Genomic DNA, 17,978 nt, shown 5'->3' on the forward strand with positions numbered 1-17,978 from the left:
CCCTGTAAGTCTGCCGGTGTCTGGGAGGACGACGACCGAATGCTCGAACTGAAAAACATCACCAAGGTCGTGGGGGCGGATACGCATATCCATCCGACCGATCTTGTGCTGGAGCGGGGCTCGCTCAATGTGCTTCTGGGCCCGACGCTATCCGGCAAGACGTCGCTGATGCGGCTGATGGCGGGGCTGGACAAGCCGACCACCGGCACCATTGCGTTTGACGGAAAAGACGTGACCGGCATGCGGGTGCAGGACCGCTCTGTCGCCATGGTCTACCAGCAGTTCATCAACTATCCGGCGATGACGGTCTACGAGAACATCGCCTCGCCGATGCGCATTTCCGGCAAGGACGCGGCGACGATCGACCGCGAGGTCCGCAAGGCGGCCGAGCTGATGAAGCTGACGCCTTATCTGGAGCGCACGCCGCTCAACCTGTCCGGCGGTCAGCAGCAGCGCACGGCACTGGCGCGCGCCATCGTCAAGAATGCCAGCCTGGTGCTGCTCGACGAGCCGCTTGCCAATCTCGACTACAAGCTGCGCGAGGAACTGCGCGAAGAGCTGCCGAAGCTGTTTGCCGCTTCCGGCTCGATCTTCGTCTATGCGACCACCGAACCGGGCGAGGCCCTGCTGCTCGGCGGCAATACGGCAACGATGCACCAGGGGCGGATCAGCCAATTCGGCTCGACGATCTCGGTCTACCGCAAGCCGTCCGACATCGTCACCGCCAAAACCTTCGCCGATCCGCCGCTTAACACCATCGATCTGGTCAAGTCCGGCAATGTTTTCGAGCGTGACGGCATCACCGTTCTGCCGGTGCCGGCGCATCTTTCCGCCATTGCCGACGGTGCCTATACCGTCGCCTTCCATCCGCACCATCTGTCGCTTGCCCGCCCGCATGAAACAGCGGCGGTGCTGAAGGCGCGCATCATCATTTCGGAAATTGCCGGCTCCGAGAGCTTCATCCATGTCGATTGGACCGGATCGCGCTGGGTCATGCTCGAGCACGGCATCCACGACATCGAGCCGGATACGGCGATCGAGCTTTTCGTCGATACGCGCCACCTGATGGTCTTCGGGCCGGATGGGCGCGCGATTGGCGGCGCTACCGATAGCCAGACCGTTCGGGGGGCGTGAGGAGAAAACCATGGCACGCATCAGTCTCGATCATATCCGCCACGCCTACGGCCCGAACCCGAAGAAGCCTTCGGACTATTCGCTGAAGGAAGTGCATCACGAATGGAACGACGGCGGCGCCTATGCGCTGCTCGGTCCCTCCGGCTGCGGCAAGACCACGCTGCTCAACATTATTTCCGGGCTGTTGCAGCCATCCGAAGGCAAGATCCTGTTTGACGGCAAGGACGTCACCAACCTGTCGACGCAGGACCGCAATATCGCCCAGGTGTTCCAGTTCCCGGTCATCTACGACACCATGACCGTCTACGACAATCTCGCCTTTCCCTTGCGCAACCGCCATGTCCCGGAGGGCGAGGTCGACCGCCGCGTCACCGAAATCCTCGACATGATCGGCCTGTCGGACCGCGCCAGGAAAAAGGCGCAGGGACTGACGGCCGACCAGAAGCAGAAGATCTCGCTCGGCCGCGGCCTCGTGCGCTCCGACGTCAGCGCCATCCTGTTCGACGAGCCGCTGACGGTCATCGATCCGCATATGAAATGGGTGCTGCGCTCGCAGCTCAAGCGGCTGCACAAGCAGTTCGGCTTCACCATGGTTTATGTCACCCACGACCAGACCGAAGCGCTCACCTTCGCCGACAAGGTCGTCGTCATGTATGACGGCGAGATCGTTCAGATCGGCACACCGGCTGAGCTGTTCGAGAAGCCGAAACATACGTTCGTCGGCTACTTTATCGGCTCTCCGGGCATGAACGTGCTGCCGGCGAAGATCGATGGATCAACCGTCGATCTCGATGGCCAGACGGTCGCGCTGTCGTTTGCGCCGAAGATTGCTGCCGGTGCCAAGACCGAACTGGGTATCCGGCCGGAATTCATTCGGCTTGGCCGCGAGGGCATGCCGGTGACGATTTCCAAGGTCGAGGATATCGGCCGCCAGAAGATCGTCCGTGCCTCCTTCGCCAACCGGCCGATCGCCATTGTCGTTCATGAGGACGGGGATATCCCGGCGGAACCGAAGATCACCTTCGATCCCAACGCCATCAATATCTACGCCGATAGCTGGCGCGTGGCAGATACTTCGCTGGTAGGGGGGGAGGCCTGATCATGGAAAAGACCTGGAACAACAAGGCCTGGTTCATGGTTCTGCCGGTGCTGGTGCTGGTCGCCTTCTCGGCGGTCATCCCGCTGATGACGGTGGTCAATTATTCGGTACAGGATACTTTCGGCAACAACGAGTTCTTCTGGGCGGGCACCGACTGGTTCATCCAGGTGCTGCAGTCCGACCGTTTCTGGGATGCGCTGCAGCGCAATCTGCTGTTTTCGGGCATTATCCTGACCATTGAAATCCCGCTCGGCATCCTGATTGCGTTGAACATGCCCAAGAAGGGCTTCGGCGTTCCCGTCTGCCTCGTACTGATGTCTTTGCCGCTGCTGATCCCGTGGAATGTCGTCGGCACCATCTGGCAGGTCTTCGGTCGCGTCGATATTGGCCTGCTCGGGTATACGCTGGCGGCTCTCGGCATTCCCTATAACTACGTCAACAACGTACTGGACGCCTGGATCACCCTGATCGTCATGGATATCTGGCACTGGACCAGCCTCGTGGTTCTCCTGTGCTATGCCGGCCTCGTGTCGATCCCGGATGCCTATTATCAGGCGGCCAAGATCGATGGCGCCTCGCGCTGGGCGGTGTTCCGCTACATCCAGCTGCCGAAAATGAAGCGCGTTCTCCTGATCGCCTTCCTGCTGCGGTTCATGGACAGTTTCATGATCTACACCGAGCCCTTCGTCGTCACCGGCGGCGGGCCTGGAAACTCCACCACATTCCTGTCGATCGATCTCGTCAAGACGGCCATCGGCCAGTTCGACCTTGGTCCGGCGGCGGCACTGTCGCTCATCTACTTCCTGATCATCCTGCTGCTCTCATGGATCTTCTACACCGTGATGACCACCAGCGATGCGCAGAACTGACGGCCGGAGGGAGGGAAAACAATGACCACCGCGACACAATCCGCATCACCGGCATCCGGCCGCAGCCTCTCCTGGCTCGTGCCGACGATCTACATCATCTTCCTGCTGCTGCCGATCTACTGGCTCGTCAACATGAGCTTCAAGACGAACACGGAGATCACCGGGGCGTTCTCGCTCTATCCACACGCCCCGACGCTGAGGAACTACGCGGTGATCTTCACCGATCCGTCCTGGTATAATGGCTATATCAACTCGATCATCTATGTGGTGATGAACACGGTGATCTCGGTGACGGCGGCCTTGCCGGCGGCCTACGCTTTTTCGCGCTACCGGTTCCTCGGCGACAAGCATCTGTTCTTCTGGCTGCTCACCAACCGCATGGCGCCGCCGGCCGTCTTCGCGCTGCCGTTCTTCCAGCTCTATTCCGCTTTCGGCCTGATCGACACCCACATCGCCGTGGCGCTGGCGCACTGCCTGTTCAACGTGCCGCTGGCGGTCTGGATCCTCGAAGGCTTCATGTCCGGCGTGCCGAAGGAAATCGACGAGACGGCCTATATCGACGGCTATTCCTTTCCGCGCTTCTTCATCAAGATCTACATCCCGCTGATTGCATCCGGCATCGGTGTCGCCGCCTTCTTCTGCTTCATGTTTTCCTGGGTCGAGCTTTTGATCGCCCGCACCCTGACGACGACGGCCGCCAAGCCGATCGCCGCCATCATGACGCGCACGGTTTCGGCATCCGGCATGGACTGGGGCGTGCTGGCGGCAGCCGGCGTGCTCACCATCATTCCGGGTGCGATCGTCATCTATTTCGTCAGAAACTATATCGCCAAGGGCTTTGCCCTGGGCCGCGTGTGAGGGAGGCAGGCCAATGAATTTTTCATGGATGGCATGGACGCTGCCGACAGCGCTCTTCTTTCTGGCGATCCTGCTCCTGCTGATCGGCATGGGCATCTGGGAATATCTGTCGCCCGGCGGCAATCCGCGGGTCGGCATCCTGCGCTTCGAGACGACGCGCGGCGACCGGCTGTTCGTGTCGCTGCTCGGGAGCGCTTTCATTCATCTCGCATGGCTGGGGCTGATCGGTCCCAACGTGTGGTGGGCTCTTGCTCTGTCCGTTGTCTACGCCGTCGGCGTGTTCAAGCTGGTCTGACGCAAGTTTGAAGAAGCGGGTCTGGCCGGGGGAGGATCCGGGAGCCTGAAACTGCAATCGCAAAACCTTAAGAGGAGGAGTACTCATGCGACGGCATCTCTTGACATCGACGGCAGCGATCCTGCTGGCCCTCACCGGGTCCGCATACGCGGGCATGGACGAGGCAAAAACGTTCCTGGACAAGGAAATCGGCGACCTGTCGTCGCTCGACCGCGCTTCCCAGGAAAAGGAAATGCAATGGTATATCGATGCCGCCAAGCCGTTTGCCGGCCTGGACATCAAGGTGGTTTCGGAAACGCTGACCACCCACGAATATGAATCGAAGGTGCTGGCTCCGGCCTTTACGGCGATCACCGGCATCAAGATCACCCACGACCTGATCGGCGAAGGCGATGTGGTCGAGAAGCTGCAGACGCAGATGCAGTCGGGCGAAAATATCTATGACGCCTATGTCAACGACTCGGATCTGATCGGCACGCATTGGCGCTACCAGCAGGTGCGCAACCTGACCGACTGGATGGCCAATGAAGGCAAGGACGTCACCTCGCCGACGCTCGACCTGCCCGACTTTATCGGCACGTCGTTCACCACGGCACCGGACAAGAAGCTCTACCAGCTTCCCGACCAGCAGTTCGCCAACCTCTACTGGTTCCGGTACGACTGGTTCAACGACGAGAAGAACAAGGCGGACTTCAAGGCAAAGTACGGCTATGACCTTGGCGTTCCCGTCAACTGGTCGGCTTACGAGGATATCGCGGAATTCTTCACCGGCCGCGAAATCGACGGCAAGAAGGTCTATGGCCACATGGACTACGGCAAGAAGGATCCATCGCTCGGCTGGCGCTTCACAGACGCCTGGCTTTCGATGGCCGGCAACGGCGACAAGGGCATCCCCAACGGTCTTCCTGTCGACGAATGGGGCATCAAGGTCGACGAGAATTCCCGTCCGGTCGGCTCCTGCGTTGCGCGCGGCGGCGATACCAACGGCCCGGCTGCCGTCTACTCCATCCAGAAATATCTCGACTGGATGAAGGCCTATGCACCGCCGGCAGCACAGGGCATGAACTTCTCCGAATCCGGCCCGGTTCCGGCTCAGGGTGAAGTTGCCCAGCAGATCTTCTGGTACACGGCGTTCACCGCCGATGCCGTCAAGAAGGGTCTGCCTGTCGTCAATGAGGACGGTACGCCGAAATGGCGCATGGCGCCTTCCCCGCATGGCGTCTACTGGAAAGACGGCATGAAGCTCGGCTATCAGGACGTCGGTTCCTGGACGCTGATGAAGTCGACACCGGAAGACCGCGCCAAGGCCGCATGGCTTTACGCGCAATTCGTGACCTCGAAGACCGTGGACGTGAAGAAGAGCCATGTCGGCCTGACGCTCATCCGCGAATCGTCGATCCGGCATGACAGCTTCACCAAGCGTGCCCCGGAACTCGGTGGTCTGATCGAGTTCTATCGTTCGCCGGCCCGTGTTCAGTGGTCGCCGACCGGCACCAACGTTCCGGACTATCCGAAGCTGGCTCAGCTCTGGTGGCAGGCCGTGGGTGATGCCGCTGCCGGCAACAAGACGCCGCAGGAAGCCATGGACTCGTTGTGCGCCGAGCAGGAGAAGGTTCTCAGCCGTCTCGAGCGTGCCGGTATCCAGGGCGATATCGGTCCGAAGCTGGCCGAAGAGCACGACCTCGACTACTGGAACAAGGATGCGGTCGCAAAGGGCAACCTGGCGCCGCAGCTGAAGATCGAGAACGAGAAAGAAAAGCCCGTGACCATCAACTACGACGAACTGGTCAAGAGCTGGCAGTAAGAGGACAGTCCGGCGCCGGATAAAACCGGCGCCGGGCCTTGTTGTTCCGATCGGCCTTTACCTGTTGGCCGGCAAAAAAGAAGCCGCCCGGAGACAGTCTCCGGGCGGCTTTTCGTTGATTGATGTTCCCGACGGCGGGGCTTGGGAACACCCGCCGTTCCGGTCTTGAAGTCTCAGAGGCCGGTACCGCCCCTTAACTCGTTGACGACGGTGCGGATCATGATCTTCATGTCGAGGAACAGCGAGAAGTTCCGGACATATTCGACATCGCAGACGATGCGGCGGATCGCCATCCAGCGGTGTCCCGTCGGGCCGCGCAGGCCGCGCGCCTGTGCCAGACCGGTGAGACCCGGACGCATCAGATGCCGATACTCGTATCCCTGCACCAGTTCGGAATAGCTGCGCCCAGCAGCCAGCATGTCGGGCACATGCGGACGCGGCCCGACCAGCGACATGTCGCCGATCAGAACGTTCCACAGCTGCGGCAGTTCGTCGAGATTGGTCTTGCGCAGAACACGACCGAGCGGCGTGATGCGCGGGTCATTGTCGACCGTCTGGCGCACGCCGCTCCAGTCGCAGAGGTCGGTGTACATGGAACGGAACTTCAGGATCTCGAACGGAGCCTCGTTGAGGCCCGTGCGCAATTGCCTGAAGAAAACCGGGCCCTTGCTTTCCAGCTTGATCAGTACGGCAATGAGAAGGACGACGGGCGCCAGAACGAGAAGGCCGAAAAACGACCCGGCGATATCGAACGCCCGCTTGAGTGCGAGTTGAACGGGCAAGTCCGGTGCGCTGGCCGGATTGATGTAGAAATTGCTTTCATCCGCACGCCGTTCCTTGCCCTGAACGGTATACCCTCCAGAAATAGTCCTGATCAACATGCTATCCTCCACTCCGATAGCAGGTGATTGTTGTAACATCATTTTTTCTGTCATGGCTTTAAATACTCCTGGCACTTTTGACAGACGATGCAGGCCTATGTCCGGCCTTTTCCGAAAAATGTGTTTGTCCAAAGAAGCCGGTCGATTTTCTATTCTCAAAATAAATGGTTTCCTCGCCTTTTCGGCAAGGTTCTTATGTCCGGTATTCCCGTTGAGTATTGCCGTCCCTGAAAATTATTTGTCTGCTAAAGATATTTTTATTTTTTAACCATTTATTAAATATGATCGACTTTGACAAGCCGTCGCTGATGCAATCTTCTTATCTGTGGTTAATTTGCAGCGCTCCGAAACGGATCAATTTTGGGTGGATTAGAGTTGCCGTTCAAGCTCTTGCCGCAAAACAGCATGGGGTTGCTGCATCGCCGTTGCCGGCTTCAGCGTAAGGTCGGTTCGTTTGAAATTTTTATGACTGGACCGGTTCGGTCACGGTGCCGTGTTTTCAGGGCCTGAGAGTGTCCACCCTTCGGAACTTTCGCCCGCCATCATCCCGTCGATCATCGGCAGGCCGTCGCTGCCGGTCAGCGGGAACCATTTGCCGCGGTCGAAGAACAGGTCCCCCGGCGTCCCGTTGCCGGGCTTGCCGATCTGGTTGGCGAGGAAATTGTAGCGCGGTGTCTCGCCGAATTCTCTCTTGAACTGGATCCGGCTGCCGAAATTGCGGATGTCGAAGGCCTCGAGCGCGTGAATCTTGCCGATGATTTCGCCCGGGTTCCCCCATCGGACCTGGCGCAGGAAGATGTTGGCCGCACTGCCGGCAAGGTCGGCGACCCGGATGGCATCCGCGTCGTTCTCGATATTCAGCTTGACGCGAAAGGAGGTGACGCGGTTTTCGCCGTCCCCCTTGATGAAGATGAAAATCGAGGATTGGGCGGGTTCGTTCGCGTTTCTGACCGGGAGATCGACGGAGGACGAGCATTCCCAGTTGTCCTTGGTGGCGCTGCTGACCGTCCAGTCGAGATCGCCGAAGCCGCCGCTCTTCAGCTGTTCGCACAGGGTTTTCGGATCGCTCTGGATCAGCCGGACGAAATTCTGTTGTGGCGCCCTGAAATCGGCGAAGGCGTAGACCGGCAGAACCATGCGCGCCGGCGGCAGGCGAAGGCCTCTGCTTTGGGTGATCGTGATCTGTTTCGGCGCGGGTTCAGGCTTTGCCAGCAGATCGGGATAACCGAGATAGACAAGCAGAAGATCAAGGTTGCGGTGGCCATTGGCGAGCAGCACGGTCGCCAGGATGCCGGCAAAGATCAGACCGACAGCGGCGAGAAAGAAGATCTTTCCAGACCGGCTTTTCCGCTCCTCTTTCATGCCTTGGCCATCCGGCGCTTCTCGTTTGTGCCAAGCCTATCCTGGCATCTTTCCGGGGCGGGATTATGGACGTCTGTCAGCCCGTCTGCCGGGCCCTGTAGACCAGGATGATGACGTGAACGAGGAGCAGCGGCCATACCAGGCACAAAACCAGTCCGAGAACACGCATTCCATCCCAGCCGTTTCCGGCCATCTCACCCTCGCGATAGGTATTGTCGAGAAAAAACAGGCAGATCAAGGTATAAAATAAAACAAACCATGCCATCGCGCAGGGACCGACATTCGTGGGAGGAAGACAAACTCGGGGAACGCGCGACTTTTCTGTGGCTGGCGAGGCGCCACGGCAAAGGCTGGCGCTATCCTCGCATGATTCGATTGTGGCGCACAATCGACCCGTGGCCCACGGTGATGCCGTCTTGTCTTCCGGCTCCGTCGACGCGTGGTATCCGGTTTCTTCTCAAGTGTTGCCCGGCGCCCCGGCTTAATTCCCTTCGTCGGGAATATTCAGAATATGCCCGCAGGCCTTGCAATGCACGGCGTCGGCATCGTGGCGCTGCAGGCCGCATTGCGGGCAGGGGAAGACGACCTTGTGTGGCCGGACGATCGCCTGCGCCAGCCGCACGAACAGCGAAATGCCGAAGATCATCGTCACGATCGAGGTCAGCTTGCCGAGCGTTCCGGGAAGCGTGATGTCGCCGAAGCCTGTCGTCGTAATGGTGGCGACGGTGAAATAGAGCGCATCGACAAATCCCTCGACGCCGGCTTGATGATAGAAAAACGCCGTGTAGACGAAGCCGGTGACGAGGAAGAGGAAGGTGAGGAAATTGATGCAGGCACGGATGACGTCTTCCCATTCGCCATAGCCCGCACGCTTGATCAAAAGCGTAAACACCTTGCTCTGGCCGAGCGACCAGATGCGGAAGGCGCGCAGGAAGGCGAAATTGGAAAACTGCGCCGGAAAGAGCAGCGTTGCCAGGATGGCGATATCGACCCAGGTCATCGGCCGCGTCAGCCAGCGTCTGAGGTTCGACGCGATCAGCACCCGCGCGCCGAGCTCGAAGGCGATCAGGGCGGCGATCGCGTAGTCGATGATGAGGTAGGTTCTGCCTGCACTGAAATAGGGGCCGAGCAGGAAGAAGATGATGATGGCAAGATCGACCACCGCCATGGCGACCTGAAACTGGATCGCCTTGCGGCTGGTTCCGAGATAAAGCGCCCGCAGCCGCTCCCGCAGTGCATTCAACTTTGTTTCGCCCGATTTTTGTCGATGGGTCTGTTCCGCCATGGAAGCGAGATAGACTGCAACCCCGAGCGGGTCAATCATCGTGATATGCCGATGTGGAAGACACATTCGGCATAGATTTGCCACGATGATAGAAACCCGAAAGAGTGATCAGAAAGGTGAAGTGCCATTTCCGACAAATTACAGGAAGTTCACTTTATTTGCGGATCGAAGCGGATGTATATCCTCGCCCATGCTATCGTTCCAAGTAGCATCAGCAGGGTGCCCACATGACAGATATTTCCGATCAGACCGAGCCGAGCGACCAGAGCGCTCCTTCCCTGTTTCAGCGTTCGCGCCGTAGCCGCTGGCTTTTGAAGGGCGGGGCCACCGCCGCCGTTCTGCTCATCGTCGGCTTCGCCATCTTTCAGTTGACGAGCGAAGTCCGCTACGATGACGTCGTGCTTGCCTTGAGCGCCACGCCCTGGCTCTCCATCGTGTTCGCCGTTGCGTTCACCGCTCTCAGCTTCGTCGCTCTGACCTTCTACGATCTCGGTGCGCTTCTCTACGTCAAGCGCAAGCTGCCCTATGTGGATGTGGCCTTGACCGCGTTTGCCGCCTATGCGGTGGGCAATACCGCCGGGTTCGGCCCGCTCAGCGGCGGAGCCATCCGGTACCGCGCCTATTCCCGGCTGGGTGTGAAGCCCGAGGAAATTGCCGGGGTGATCGCATTCGTCACGCTGGCCTTCGGGCTGGGACTTGCCAGCATCGCCTCGCTGAGCCTTCTGGTCATCGCGCCGGAGATCGCGCCGCTGGTCGGGCTCGATCCCGCCTGGCTTCGGGTCATTGCCGTGCTGGTGCTGGCGGGCCTGGGTGGCCTGATGATCGCGGGGCGGAACGGACGCGTCCTGCATCTTGGCCGCATTGCCCTGAGACTTCCCGATTCACGCACCGCGTCCCGGCAGTTTCTCATTTCGGTTCTCGATGTCGCAGCGTCCGCGACCGTGCTCTACGTGCTTTTGCCGGAAGGAGTCATGGGCTGGCCGGCGTTCCTGGCCGTCTATTCGATCGCCGTCGGTCTCGGTGTGCTCAGCCATGTACCGGCGGGGCTCGGCGTTTTCGAGACGGTCATCATCGCGGCATTGGGACAGACGGCGGACGTCGACACGGTGCTTGGCGCATTGATGCTGTACCGCCTGATCTATCACGTCCTGCCTTTGCTGCTGGCGGTCATCTTCGTCATCGGCACGGAAGCGCGGGGCCTCTATCGCCGCCCCGTCGCCTCCAGCCTGCGCCGGGTTGCCGGGCGGCTGACGCCGGTGCTGCTGGCGACGCTGGCGCTGGTTCTCTCGGCCATGCTGGTGTTTTCCAGCGTGACGCCGACGCCGGACGAAAACCTGGCCTTCCTATCCGATTATTTCCCGCTTCCCGTCCTGGAAGGCGCGCATTTTCTGGCAAGTCTGCTCGGCCTGGTTCTGGTGATCGCGGCGCGCGGTCTGGCGCGGCGGCTTGATGGTGCGTGGTGGGCGGCACTGGTGATTGCCTCCGTTGCCCTGCTCTTCTCGCTGATCAAGGCGGTGGCGCTGATCGAGGCAAGTCTGCTGGCCTTCTTCATCATCAGCCTTCTGGCCACCCGCCGTATTTTCAACCGGCCGGCCACCTTTACCAGCGAACCGCTGACGCCTTCGTGGATTTCGGCCATGCTGGCACTCAGCTTCTTTGCCGGCATCGTTCTCCTGTTCGTCTATCGCGATGTGGAATACAGCAACCGTCTGTGGTGGCAGTTCGAGCTTTCGGCCGAAGCGCCGCGTGGTCTTCGCGCCGTTCTCGGGTTGACGATCTTTTCCGGTGCCGTGGCGCTGTGGAGCCTGATGCGTCCGGCAAAGGGGTTTGCGCGTGCCACCCCTGACGATGCGCTGCAAAAGGCGATCGCTATTGCCGCCGGGCAGGATATGTCCGATGCCAATCTGGTGCGGATGAACGACAAGAGCCTGATGTTTTCCGAAGATGGGCGGGCTTTCATCATGTACGGCCGGCAGGCGCGCTCCTGGATCGCCCTCTTCGACCCGATCGGCCCGCGCGATGCCTGGCCGGACCTGATCTGGCAATTTGTCGAGGCTGCGCGGTCCTGTGGCTGCCGTCCGGTCTTCTATCAGGTTTCGCCCGCCGGCCTGTCCTATTATGCCGATGCCGGCCTGCGCGCGTTCCGCCTCGGCGAACTGGCGTTGATGGATCTGACGACGTTCCACCTGAAGGGCGGCAAGTGGGCCAGCCTGCGCCAGACGGTCAGCCGCGGGCAGAGAGACGGACTGGAATTCGAGATGGTGGAGCCCGAAGGGGTTCCCCAGATCATCGATGCGCTCACCGCCGTTTCCGACAGCTGGCTGGCGCATCACCGGGCCAAGGAGAAGGGCTTTTCGCTGGGCGCGTTCGATGCGGATTATATTGCCAGTCAGCCGGTCGCCATCCTCAAGGTCGGGGGGCAGATCGTGGCGTTTGCCAATATTCTCGTCACCGACACACTGGCGGAAGGGTCTGTCGATCTGATGCGGTTTTCGCCGGATGCGCCCAAGGGCTCGATGGACTTCCTGTTTGTCTCGCTGATGGAATCTCTGCGCGACAGGGGGTTCAAGACGTTCAATCTCGGCATGGCTCCCCTAGCGGGCCTTTCGGAGCGCCGCTCGTCTCCCGTCTGGGATAAAATCGGGCGAACGGTTTTCGAACACGGCGAACGTTTCTATAACTTCAAGGGATTGAAGGCCTTCAAATCGAAGTTTCATCCGCATTGGCAGCCTCGCTATATGGCGGCCGGTGGTGGTATCAATCCTGTTCTGGCACTCATGGATGCAACGTTTCTGATTGGCGGCGGTGTAAAGGGGATTGTAAGAAAATGATCTGGAAGACCTGCTGTCACGCCGTTTTCGCCGCTGGCCTGTTTTTTGGGGCGAGCGGAGCCCGCGCCGAAGACCCGGCCAAGTTCGATACGGGCATGATCCCGTCGCCGCATATTCTGATGCCCACCGGCGATGTCTCCGCCGCCGTCGTCCTGATTTCGGACAAGGCTGGCTGGTCGGACAAGGAGGGTGCGCTTGCCAAGACCCTCACCGATGGCGGGGCGCTGGTGATCGGTATCGATCTGCCGAGCTACCTGGCGTCTCTGGCAAAGGACGACGGCGATTGCATCTATATGGTGTCGGATATCGAGGCGCTGAGCCAGCAGGTCCAGCGTGCGGCCAAGAACAACGATTACCGCCTGCCGATCGTGGCCGGCGCCGGCGCCGGTGGGGCGCTTGCCCTGGCCATTGCCGCACAGACGCCGCCGGCGACGATCGGGCAGACACTGGCCGTCGACCCCGAGGCCGGTATCGCCCTCACCAAGCAGCTGTGCACACCGGCCGACAAGAAAACCGTGGGCGACCACATGATCTACGGCCTTACCGACGGGCCGCTGCCCAATCCGGTCACGGTGCTGTTCACGGGGGCCGCGCCGGCGGACGGCCGCGCGCATGTGACCGAATTGACCGCCAAACACAGCGATATCGAGATAACGGAAACGGATGACGACCTGTGGACGGCTTTTCCCGACGCACTGTCGGATCTTGTTTCCGCATCCGCGGATGACGACAACCCGCTCGGCCTGCCGTTGACGGTGCTCGATGCCAAGCCAACGCGCGACACGATGGCGATCGTCTATTCCGGCGATGGCGGCTGGCGCGATATCGACAAGGAGGTCGGCGATCTGCTGCAGCAGCAGGGAATGCCGGTGGTCGGCGTCGATTCGCTGCGGTATTTCTGGTCGGAACGTCAGCCGCAGGAAACGGCCGACGACTTGCATCGCATCATCAGCCTTTACGCCAAGCGCTGGAATGTGAAACATATCCTGCTGATCGGTTATTCCTTCGGTGCCGATATCCTGCCCCGGACCTACAATCTCTTGCCGCAGGCCGATCGCGACCGGATCGCACAGCTGTCGCTGCTCGCCGTCTCGCATCAGGTGGATTACAAGATTTCGGTGCTCGGCTGGATCGGCGCATCCGGCTCGGACGGCGCCGGAGATCCGGCAGACGACATCGCCAAGATCAAGCCTGCTCTCATCCAGTGCGTCTACGGCACCGATGACGACGACGATGTCTGCCCGACGCTGAAGGATACCGGCGTGGAAATCATCGCCATCGACGGAGGCCACCACTTCGACGAGGACTATCCGGCACTGGTCAAGCGCATTCTGGACAGCTTCGACCGCAGGCTGGCTGCAATTGCCAAACCGTAGAGTATAACGACTTTCGTTATATGCGTTCTCAAACAAAAACGGCCGCCCTCCGGCGGGAGAGCGGCCGTTTTTTATGAAAGCGGATTATTGCTTCCCGGCTTTTTTGGGGTCCATGCGGCCGCTCGGTATGGTGCTGACCGTCACCGAAACCGGGTCGCTAGCGGGAAAGGACGATTCCAGTCCCTCATCGAGCTGCTCTTCCAGCGTGCCGGTATCGTGCGCTGCCCTGGCGCTGCGCAGCGATATGACGGCCGGGGATTCCCCGTCGGCTGTGCCACCGTGCTCGGTGCCGTCCTCGACCGCATCCTTGTCCGGCTGTTTCGAATTTGCCACCTTCAGCATCATCGCCTTGGCTTTTTCGATCGCGTTGAGGCGATTGAGACCGTCATTTTCGCCGCGATGCATCTGAACCGAGATGACATCGCCATCTTCGCCAACGAATTCAACGGTCATAAACCCGGATGAGGCTTGCGGGTGGACCTGTGTGCCGATTACTTCCATGACTGTCACCTCCGGACATGCGTTACGGTTGATAACAGGCCGGGATGGGTTTTGTTCCGTCCGGGCTTGGCGCCGGGCGAAGACGCGGCCGATATGGCCCGCCTAAAATGCAAAAGAGCGGCCGTAGCCGCTCTTCGATCAAAGAGAGAAGAGGCGCCAATCAGGCGGCGACGTCTTCCATGTCCCGTTCCTTGAACATGCGGGCGAGATTGAGGAAGCAGATCATGCCGGTCTCATTGGCGATGATGCCTTCGGCATAGCTCTTGTCGAAGGAGGTGGTGATTTCCGGGACCGGCTGAACCTGGTCGCCGCGGACGGTCAGGATGTCGGAGACGCGGTCGACGACGAGACCGATGACCATGTTATGCACTTCCGCGACGACGATGGCGCTGCGTTCGTTGGCAACCGTGCTCTTCATGCCGAGCTTGTGGGCGAGGTCGATGATCGGGATGACGGTGCCGCGCAGGTTCATCACGCCGAGAACGTCGGCCGGCGAATGCGGGATCGGCGTCGAAGGCGCCCAACCACGGATTTCGCGGATCGTCGTGGTCTTCACGCAGAACTCCTGATCGTGAAGGCGGAAGGCAATGATCTCGAGCGTTTCACCGTCGAAACCTGTCATTTTCAATGCATTCGTCATCTGCGGTTCCTTCCGGTTGCGACCCTCGGCTGGCGTTTCGACGCGCAGCTTTGGACACTCGTCGGCCGCATGCAGCTGGCGGAACCGTTTCCCGCCTGCGCTTGCCGCGTCAGAAAAAATGTCTGGAATGCCGGTTACATCCGGTCGGGGGCGATGCGTCATGCGCGGCTGGATAGCCGTTCGCGCCTTGAAGAGAACCTTATATCGAAAATCGTTAAGAGATGATTTTTCGCGGCAAAGGAATGCGCACCGGCTGATCGGCCGGTGCGCATGCTTGACAATCAGTTTGATGTCAGAACGCCGGCGAACTGCTCGACGGCCCAGTCGACCTGATCTTGCGTAATGACCAGTGGCGGGGCGATGCGGATCGTGTCGCCGTGGGTGTCCTTGGCAAGGATGCCGCGCTCCTTCAGCGCTTCGCAATATTTGCGGGCACCGCCGGCTTCCGGCACCAGTTCGACGGCCAGCATCAGGCCGCGGCCGCGCACGTCCTTGATGATGTTGGAGCGGATGTTCTTCAACCCGTTCTGGAAGCGGTCACCCATGCGGGCGGAGTTGCCGATCATGTCCTCCTCGGTCAGCGCCTTCAGCGCGGCGCGGGCAATGGCGCAGGCTAGCGGGTTGCCGCCGAAGGTCGAGCCGTGCTGTCCGGGCTGCAGCACGCCGAGCACTTCGGAATTGGAGAGCACGGCGGAGATCGGATAGAAACCACCGGACAGGGCCTTGCCGATCAGCGTCACGTCTGCCTCGATGCCCTCATGCTCCTCGGCGAGCAGCTTGCCGGTACGGCCGAGGCCCGTCTGGATCTCATCGAGGATCAACGTGATGCCGTGCCTTGAACAGAGCGTGCGGACCTCGGGGAAATAGCCCTGCGGCGGGATCATCACGCCGGCTTCACCCTGGATCGGCTCGATCAGGAAGGCGACGGTGTTTTCATTGATGGCGGCGCGGAAGGCTTCGATATCGCCGAATGGAACGGTTCTGAAGCCGGGCGCAAACGGGCCGAAGCCGGTGCGCGCGTCCGGGTCGGTCGAAAAGCCGACGATGCCCATGGTGCGGCCGTGGAAATTGTTGGAGCAGACGATGATCTCGGCCTTGTTCTGCGCGACGCCCTTGACCTCATAACCCCATTTGCGCACCGCCTTGACGGCGGTCTCGACCGCTTCGGCGCCGGAGTTCATCGGCAGGATCTTGTGGCTGCCGGTCAGCGCCGCCAGCTCCTCGTAGAAATGCGCCAGCTGGTCGTTGCGGAAGGCGCGGGATGTCAGCGTCAGCTTCTGCGCCTGCTCGACCATCGCCGCGAGAATCTTCGGATGGCAATGGCCCTGGTTGACGGCGGAATAGGCCGAAAGGCAGTCGAGATAGCGGTTGCCGTCGAGATCCCAGACATAGACGCCTTCACCGCGCGACAACACGACGTCGATCGGCTTGTAATTATGCGCGCCCAGCCGGTATTCGGTTTCGATCAGTGCATTGGTCGTGTTCATGCGGTTCTCCATAGGCGGGGGGCTCAGGCGCTGCGGGTCGGGCGGTCGAGGATGCGGCGGCCGAACAGGCTGGCCGTCAGCTCGACGAGGATGCGGGCGCTCTTGCCCCGGTCGTCGAGGAATGGGTTGAGCTCGACCAGATCGAGCGAGGAGACGAGACCGCTGTCGCAGAGCATTTCCATGATCAGATGGGCTTCGCGGAATGTCGCGCCGCCGGGCACGGTGGTGCCGACGCCGGGGGCCAGCTCCGGGTCGAGGAAATCCACGTCGAGGCTGACATGCAGGAGGCCGTTGGCGGCTTTGATCGTGGCGATGATCTCGTGCATGATATGCGCCATGCCGGTCTCGTCGATGGCGCGCATGTCGTAGACATTGACGCCGTGCTCGGCGATTTCCTCGCGCTCGCGGTCATCGACGGAACGGATGCCGACCTGGAAGACATTTTTCGGATCGATCATCGGGCGGCCGGCATCGAGGATCGGTGCGAATTCCGCCTGGCCGCAGAAGAAAGCGACGGGCATGCCATGCATGTTGCCGGAGGGCGATGTTGCCGGCGAGTTGAAATCGGCGTGCGCGTCGAGCCAGAGCACGAAAAGCGGGCGCTTCTGTTCTGCTGCATAGCGGGCCATGCCGGAGACCGAGCCCATCGACAGTGCGTGGTCGCCGCCCAGGATGAGCGGGAATTTGCCCGTGCGGGCAGCCTCGTGGACGGTTTCGTCGAGCGCGCGGGTGATGGCGGCAACGATCTGCAGGTTGTTGGCGCCGGGATGATTGGCGAGATCGCGGGCAGGCAGCGGCTTCAGGTCGCCTTCGTCGGTGACCGTATGGCCAAGGCCGGCAAGGATGGTGTCGACGCCGGCAATGCGCAGGGCGGCGGGGCCCATCGCAGCACCTCTGCGGCCAGAGCCTTCTTCGAGCGGTGCGCCGATCAGCACGATGTTTTTCTTGGATTCAGCCATGGTTTTCCCCGCAGGTTTGCGTGATGCCGGTTTGCCCGGTTTGTACGCGGATTATAGGGGTTTCAGCGTTGGCAAATAGGTGGAAAACTGGCAAATAGAGGGCAATTATCGACAGTTTGATAAGCCTTGGTGACCATTATGATAAGTCTGGATGATCTCGACCACGCGCTGATCGGTGCCCTGCGTCACAACGCCCGCACGCCCGTGTCCTCGCTTGCCGCCACGACCGGCGCCTCGCGCGCCACGGTCGCCGCCCGCATCGACCGGCTGGTGGCTTCCGGCACCATTGCCGCCTTCACCATCCGCACTGGGGCGGAGCTGACCGGTAGCGGTGTCAGGGCGATCGTGATGATCGAGGTGCATGGCAAGATGGCGGATCGCGTCGCAATGCAGCTGCGCGGCCTGCCGCAGGTCCGCGCGCTTCATTCCACCAACGGCCGCTGGGATTTCATCGCCGAGCTGGAAGACAAGGATCTCGGCACCTTCGACGAGACGCTGCGGCTGATCCGGCTGATCGACGGGATCAACCTGACGGAAACGAATATCCTGCTGAAGACCAGTAAGATCTCGGCGGCGTTTTAAGTTGGATACCATTGA

At 60.6% G+C, this 17,978-nt stretch carries 17 protein-coding genes; 9 read left to right on the top strand and 8 right to left on the bottom strand.

The window, feature by feature from the left end; translation table 11 throughout:
* Positions 1 to 39: 39 nt before the first annotated feature.
* The 6 genes from ADU59_RS17170 to ADU59_RS17195 all read left to right on the top strand — a co-directional run bounded on the left by ADU59_RS17170 (position 40) and on the right by ADU59_RS17195 (position 6,059).
* Entirely contained in the window at positions 40 to 1,134 is a 1,095-nt protein-coding gene (locus ADU59_RS17170; protein WP_068955358.1) for an ABC transporter ATP-binding protein, read from the top strand.
* A gap of 10 nt (positions 1,135 to 1,144) precedes the next feature.
* A complete protein-coding gene (locus ADU59_RS17175; RefSeq protein ID WP_068955359.1) occupies positions 1,145 to 2,233 on the top strand; it encodes an ABC transporter ATP-binding protein in 1,089 nt (362 codons plus the stop codon).
* Between the two features lie 2 nt (positions 2,234 to 2,235).
* Complete coding sequence (locus ADU59_RS17180; RefSeq protein ID WP_068955360.1) at positions 2,236 to 3,102, top strand: carbohydrate ABC transporter permease; 867 nt, start codon at positions 2,236 to 2,238, stop codon at positions 3,100 to 3,102.
* A 21-nt stretch (positions 3,103 to 3,123) separates the two neighbouring features.
* On the top strand, positions 3,124 to 3,960 hold the full coding sequence (locus ADU59_RS17185; RefSeq protein WP_068955361.1) for a carbohydrate ABC transporter permease: 837 nt from the start codon (positions 3,124 to 3,126) through the stop codon (positions 3,958 to 3,960).
* A 13-nt stretch (positions 3,961 to 3,973) separates the two neighbouring features.
* Complete coding sequence (locus tag ADU59_RS17190; protein ID WP_068955362.1) at positions 3,974 to 4,255, top strand: DUF2160 domain-containing protein; 282 nt, start codon at positions 3,974 to 3,976, stop codon at positions 4,253 to 4,255.
* An 85-nt stretch (positions 4,256 to 4,340) separates the two neighbouring features.
* A complete protein-coding gene (locus tag ADU59_RS17195) occupies positions 4,341 to 6,059 on the top strand; it encodes an ABC transporter substrate-binding protein (protein WP_068955363.1) in 1,719 nt (572 codons plus the stop codon).
* 173 nt (positions 6,060 to 6,232) lie between these two features.
* Here the strand turns inward: ADU59_RS17195 and ADU59_RS17200 are convergent, their stop codons facing one another.
* From ADU59_RS17200 to ADU59_RS17215, 4 genes are all read right to left on the bottom strand, one after another.
* Complete coding sequence (locus tag ADU59_RS17200) at positions 6,233 to 6,940, bottom strand: sugar transferase (protein WP_083198318.1); 708 nt, start codon at positions 6,938 to 6,940, stop codon at positions 6,233 to 6,235.
* Positions 6,941 to 7,423: 483 nt separating this feature from the next.
* Positions 7,424 to 8,302, bottom strand: coding sequence for a DUF6030 family protein (locus ADU59_RS17205; RefSeq protein WP_068955364.1), 879 nt, complete (start codon positions 8,300 to 8,302; stop codon positions 7,424 to 7,426).
* Positions 8,303 to 8,378: 76 nt separating this feature from the next.
* A complete protein-coding gene (locus ADU59_RS17210; RefSeq protein WP_068955365.1) occupies positions 8,379 to 8,567 on the bottom strand; it encodes a hypothetical protein in 189 nt (62 codons plus the stop codon).
* Positions 8,568 to 8,783: 216 nt separating this feature from the next.
* The gene (locus ADU59_RS17215; RefSeq protein WP_068955435.1) at positions 8,784 to 9,587 is read right to left on the bottom strand and encodes a potassium channel family protein; all 804 of its coding nucleotides are present in this window, start codon (positions 9,585 to 9,587) and stop codon (positions 8,784 to 8,786) included.
* A gap of 227 nt (positions 9,588 to 9,814) precedes the next feature.
* Between ADU59_RS17215 and mprF the strand changes: the two genes are divergently transcribed.
* Positions 9,815 to 12,418: a bifunctional lysylphosphatidylglycerol flippase/synthetase MprF gene (gene mprF, locus ADU59_RS17220; RefSeq protein ID WP_068955366.1), complete on the top strand. Its 2,604-nt coding sequence runs from the start codon at positions 9,815 to 9,817 to the stop codon at positions 12,416 to 12,418.
* Positions 12,415 to 13,794, top strand: coding sequence for a virulence factor family protein (locus ADU59_RS17225; RefSeq protein WP_068955367.1), 1,380 nt, complete (start codon positions 12,415 to 12,417; stop codon positions 13,792 to 13,794). The genes mprF and ADU59_RS17225 overlap by 4 nt, the downstream gene beginning before the upstream one ends.
* Before the next feature lie 84 nt (positions 13,795 to 13,878).
* Here the strand turns inward: ADU59_RS17225 and ADU59_RS17230 are convergent, their stop codons facing one another.
* The 4 genes from ADU59_RS17230 to rocF all read right to left on the bottom strand — a co-directional run bounded on the left by ADU59_RS17230 (position 13,879) and on the right by rocF (position 17,381).
* Positions 13,879 to 14,295, bottom strand: a complete 417-nt coding sequence (locus tag ADU59_RS17230) for a hypothetical protein (protein WP_068955368.1) — start codon at positions 14,293 to 14,295, stop codon at positions 13,879 to 13,881.
* 160 nt (positions 14,296 to 14,455) lie between these two features.
* Complete coding sequence (locus ADU59_RS17235; protein ID WP_068955436.1) at positions 14,456 to 14,935, bottom strand: chemotaxis protein CheW; 480 nt, start codon at positions 14,933 to 14,935, stop codon at positions 14,456 to 14,458.
* 281 nt (positions 14,936 to 15,216) lie between these two features.
* Complete coding sequence (gene rocD / locus ADU59_RS17240; RefSeq protein WP_068955369.1) at positions 15,217 to 16,422, bottom strand: ornithine--oxo-acid transaminase; 1,206 nt, start codon at positions 16,420 to 16,422, stop codon at positions 15,217 to 15,219.
* Positions 16,423 to 16,445: 23 nt separating this feature from the next.
* Entirely contained in the window at positions 16,446 to 17,381 is a 936-nt protein-coding gene (rocF, locus tag ADU59_RS17245) for an arginase (protein ID WP_068955370.1), read from the bottom strand.
* A gap of 138 nt (positions 17,382 to 17,519) precedes the next feature.
* Between rocF and ADU59_RS17250 the strand changes: the two genes are divergently transcribed.
* Positions 17,520 to 17,963: an Lrp/AsnC family transcriptional regulator gene (locus tag ADU59_RS17250; RefSeq protein WP_068955371.1), complete on the top strand. Its 444-nt coding sequence runs from the start codon at positions 17,520 to 17,522 to the stop codon at positions 17,961 to 17,963.
* The last annotated feature ends 15 nt before the right edge of the window (positions 17,964 to 17,978 follow it).

It is taken from the genome of Pararhizobium polonicum (assembly GCF_001687365.1).
Classification (GTDB): domain Bacteria; phylum Pseudomonadota; class Alphaproteobacteria; order Rhizobiales; family Rhizobiaceae; genus Pararhizobium; species Pararhizobium polonicum.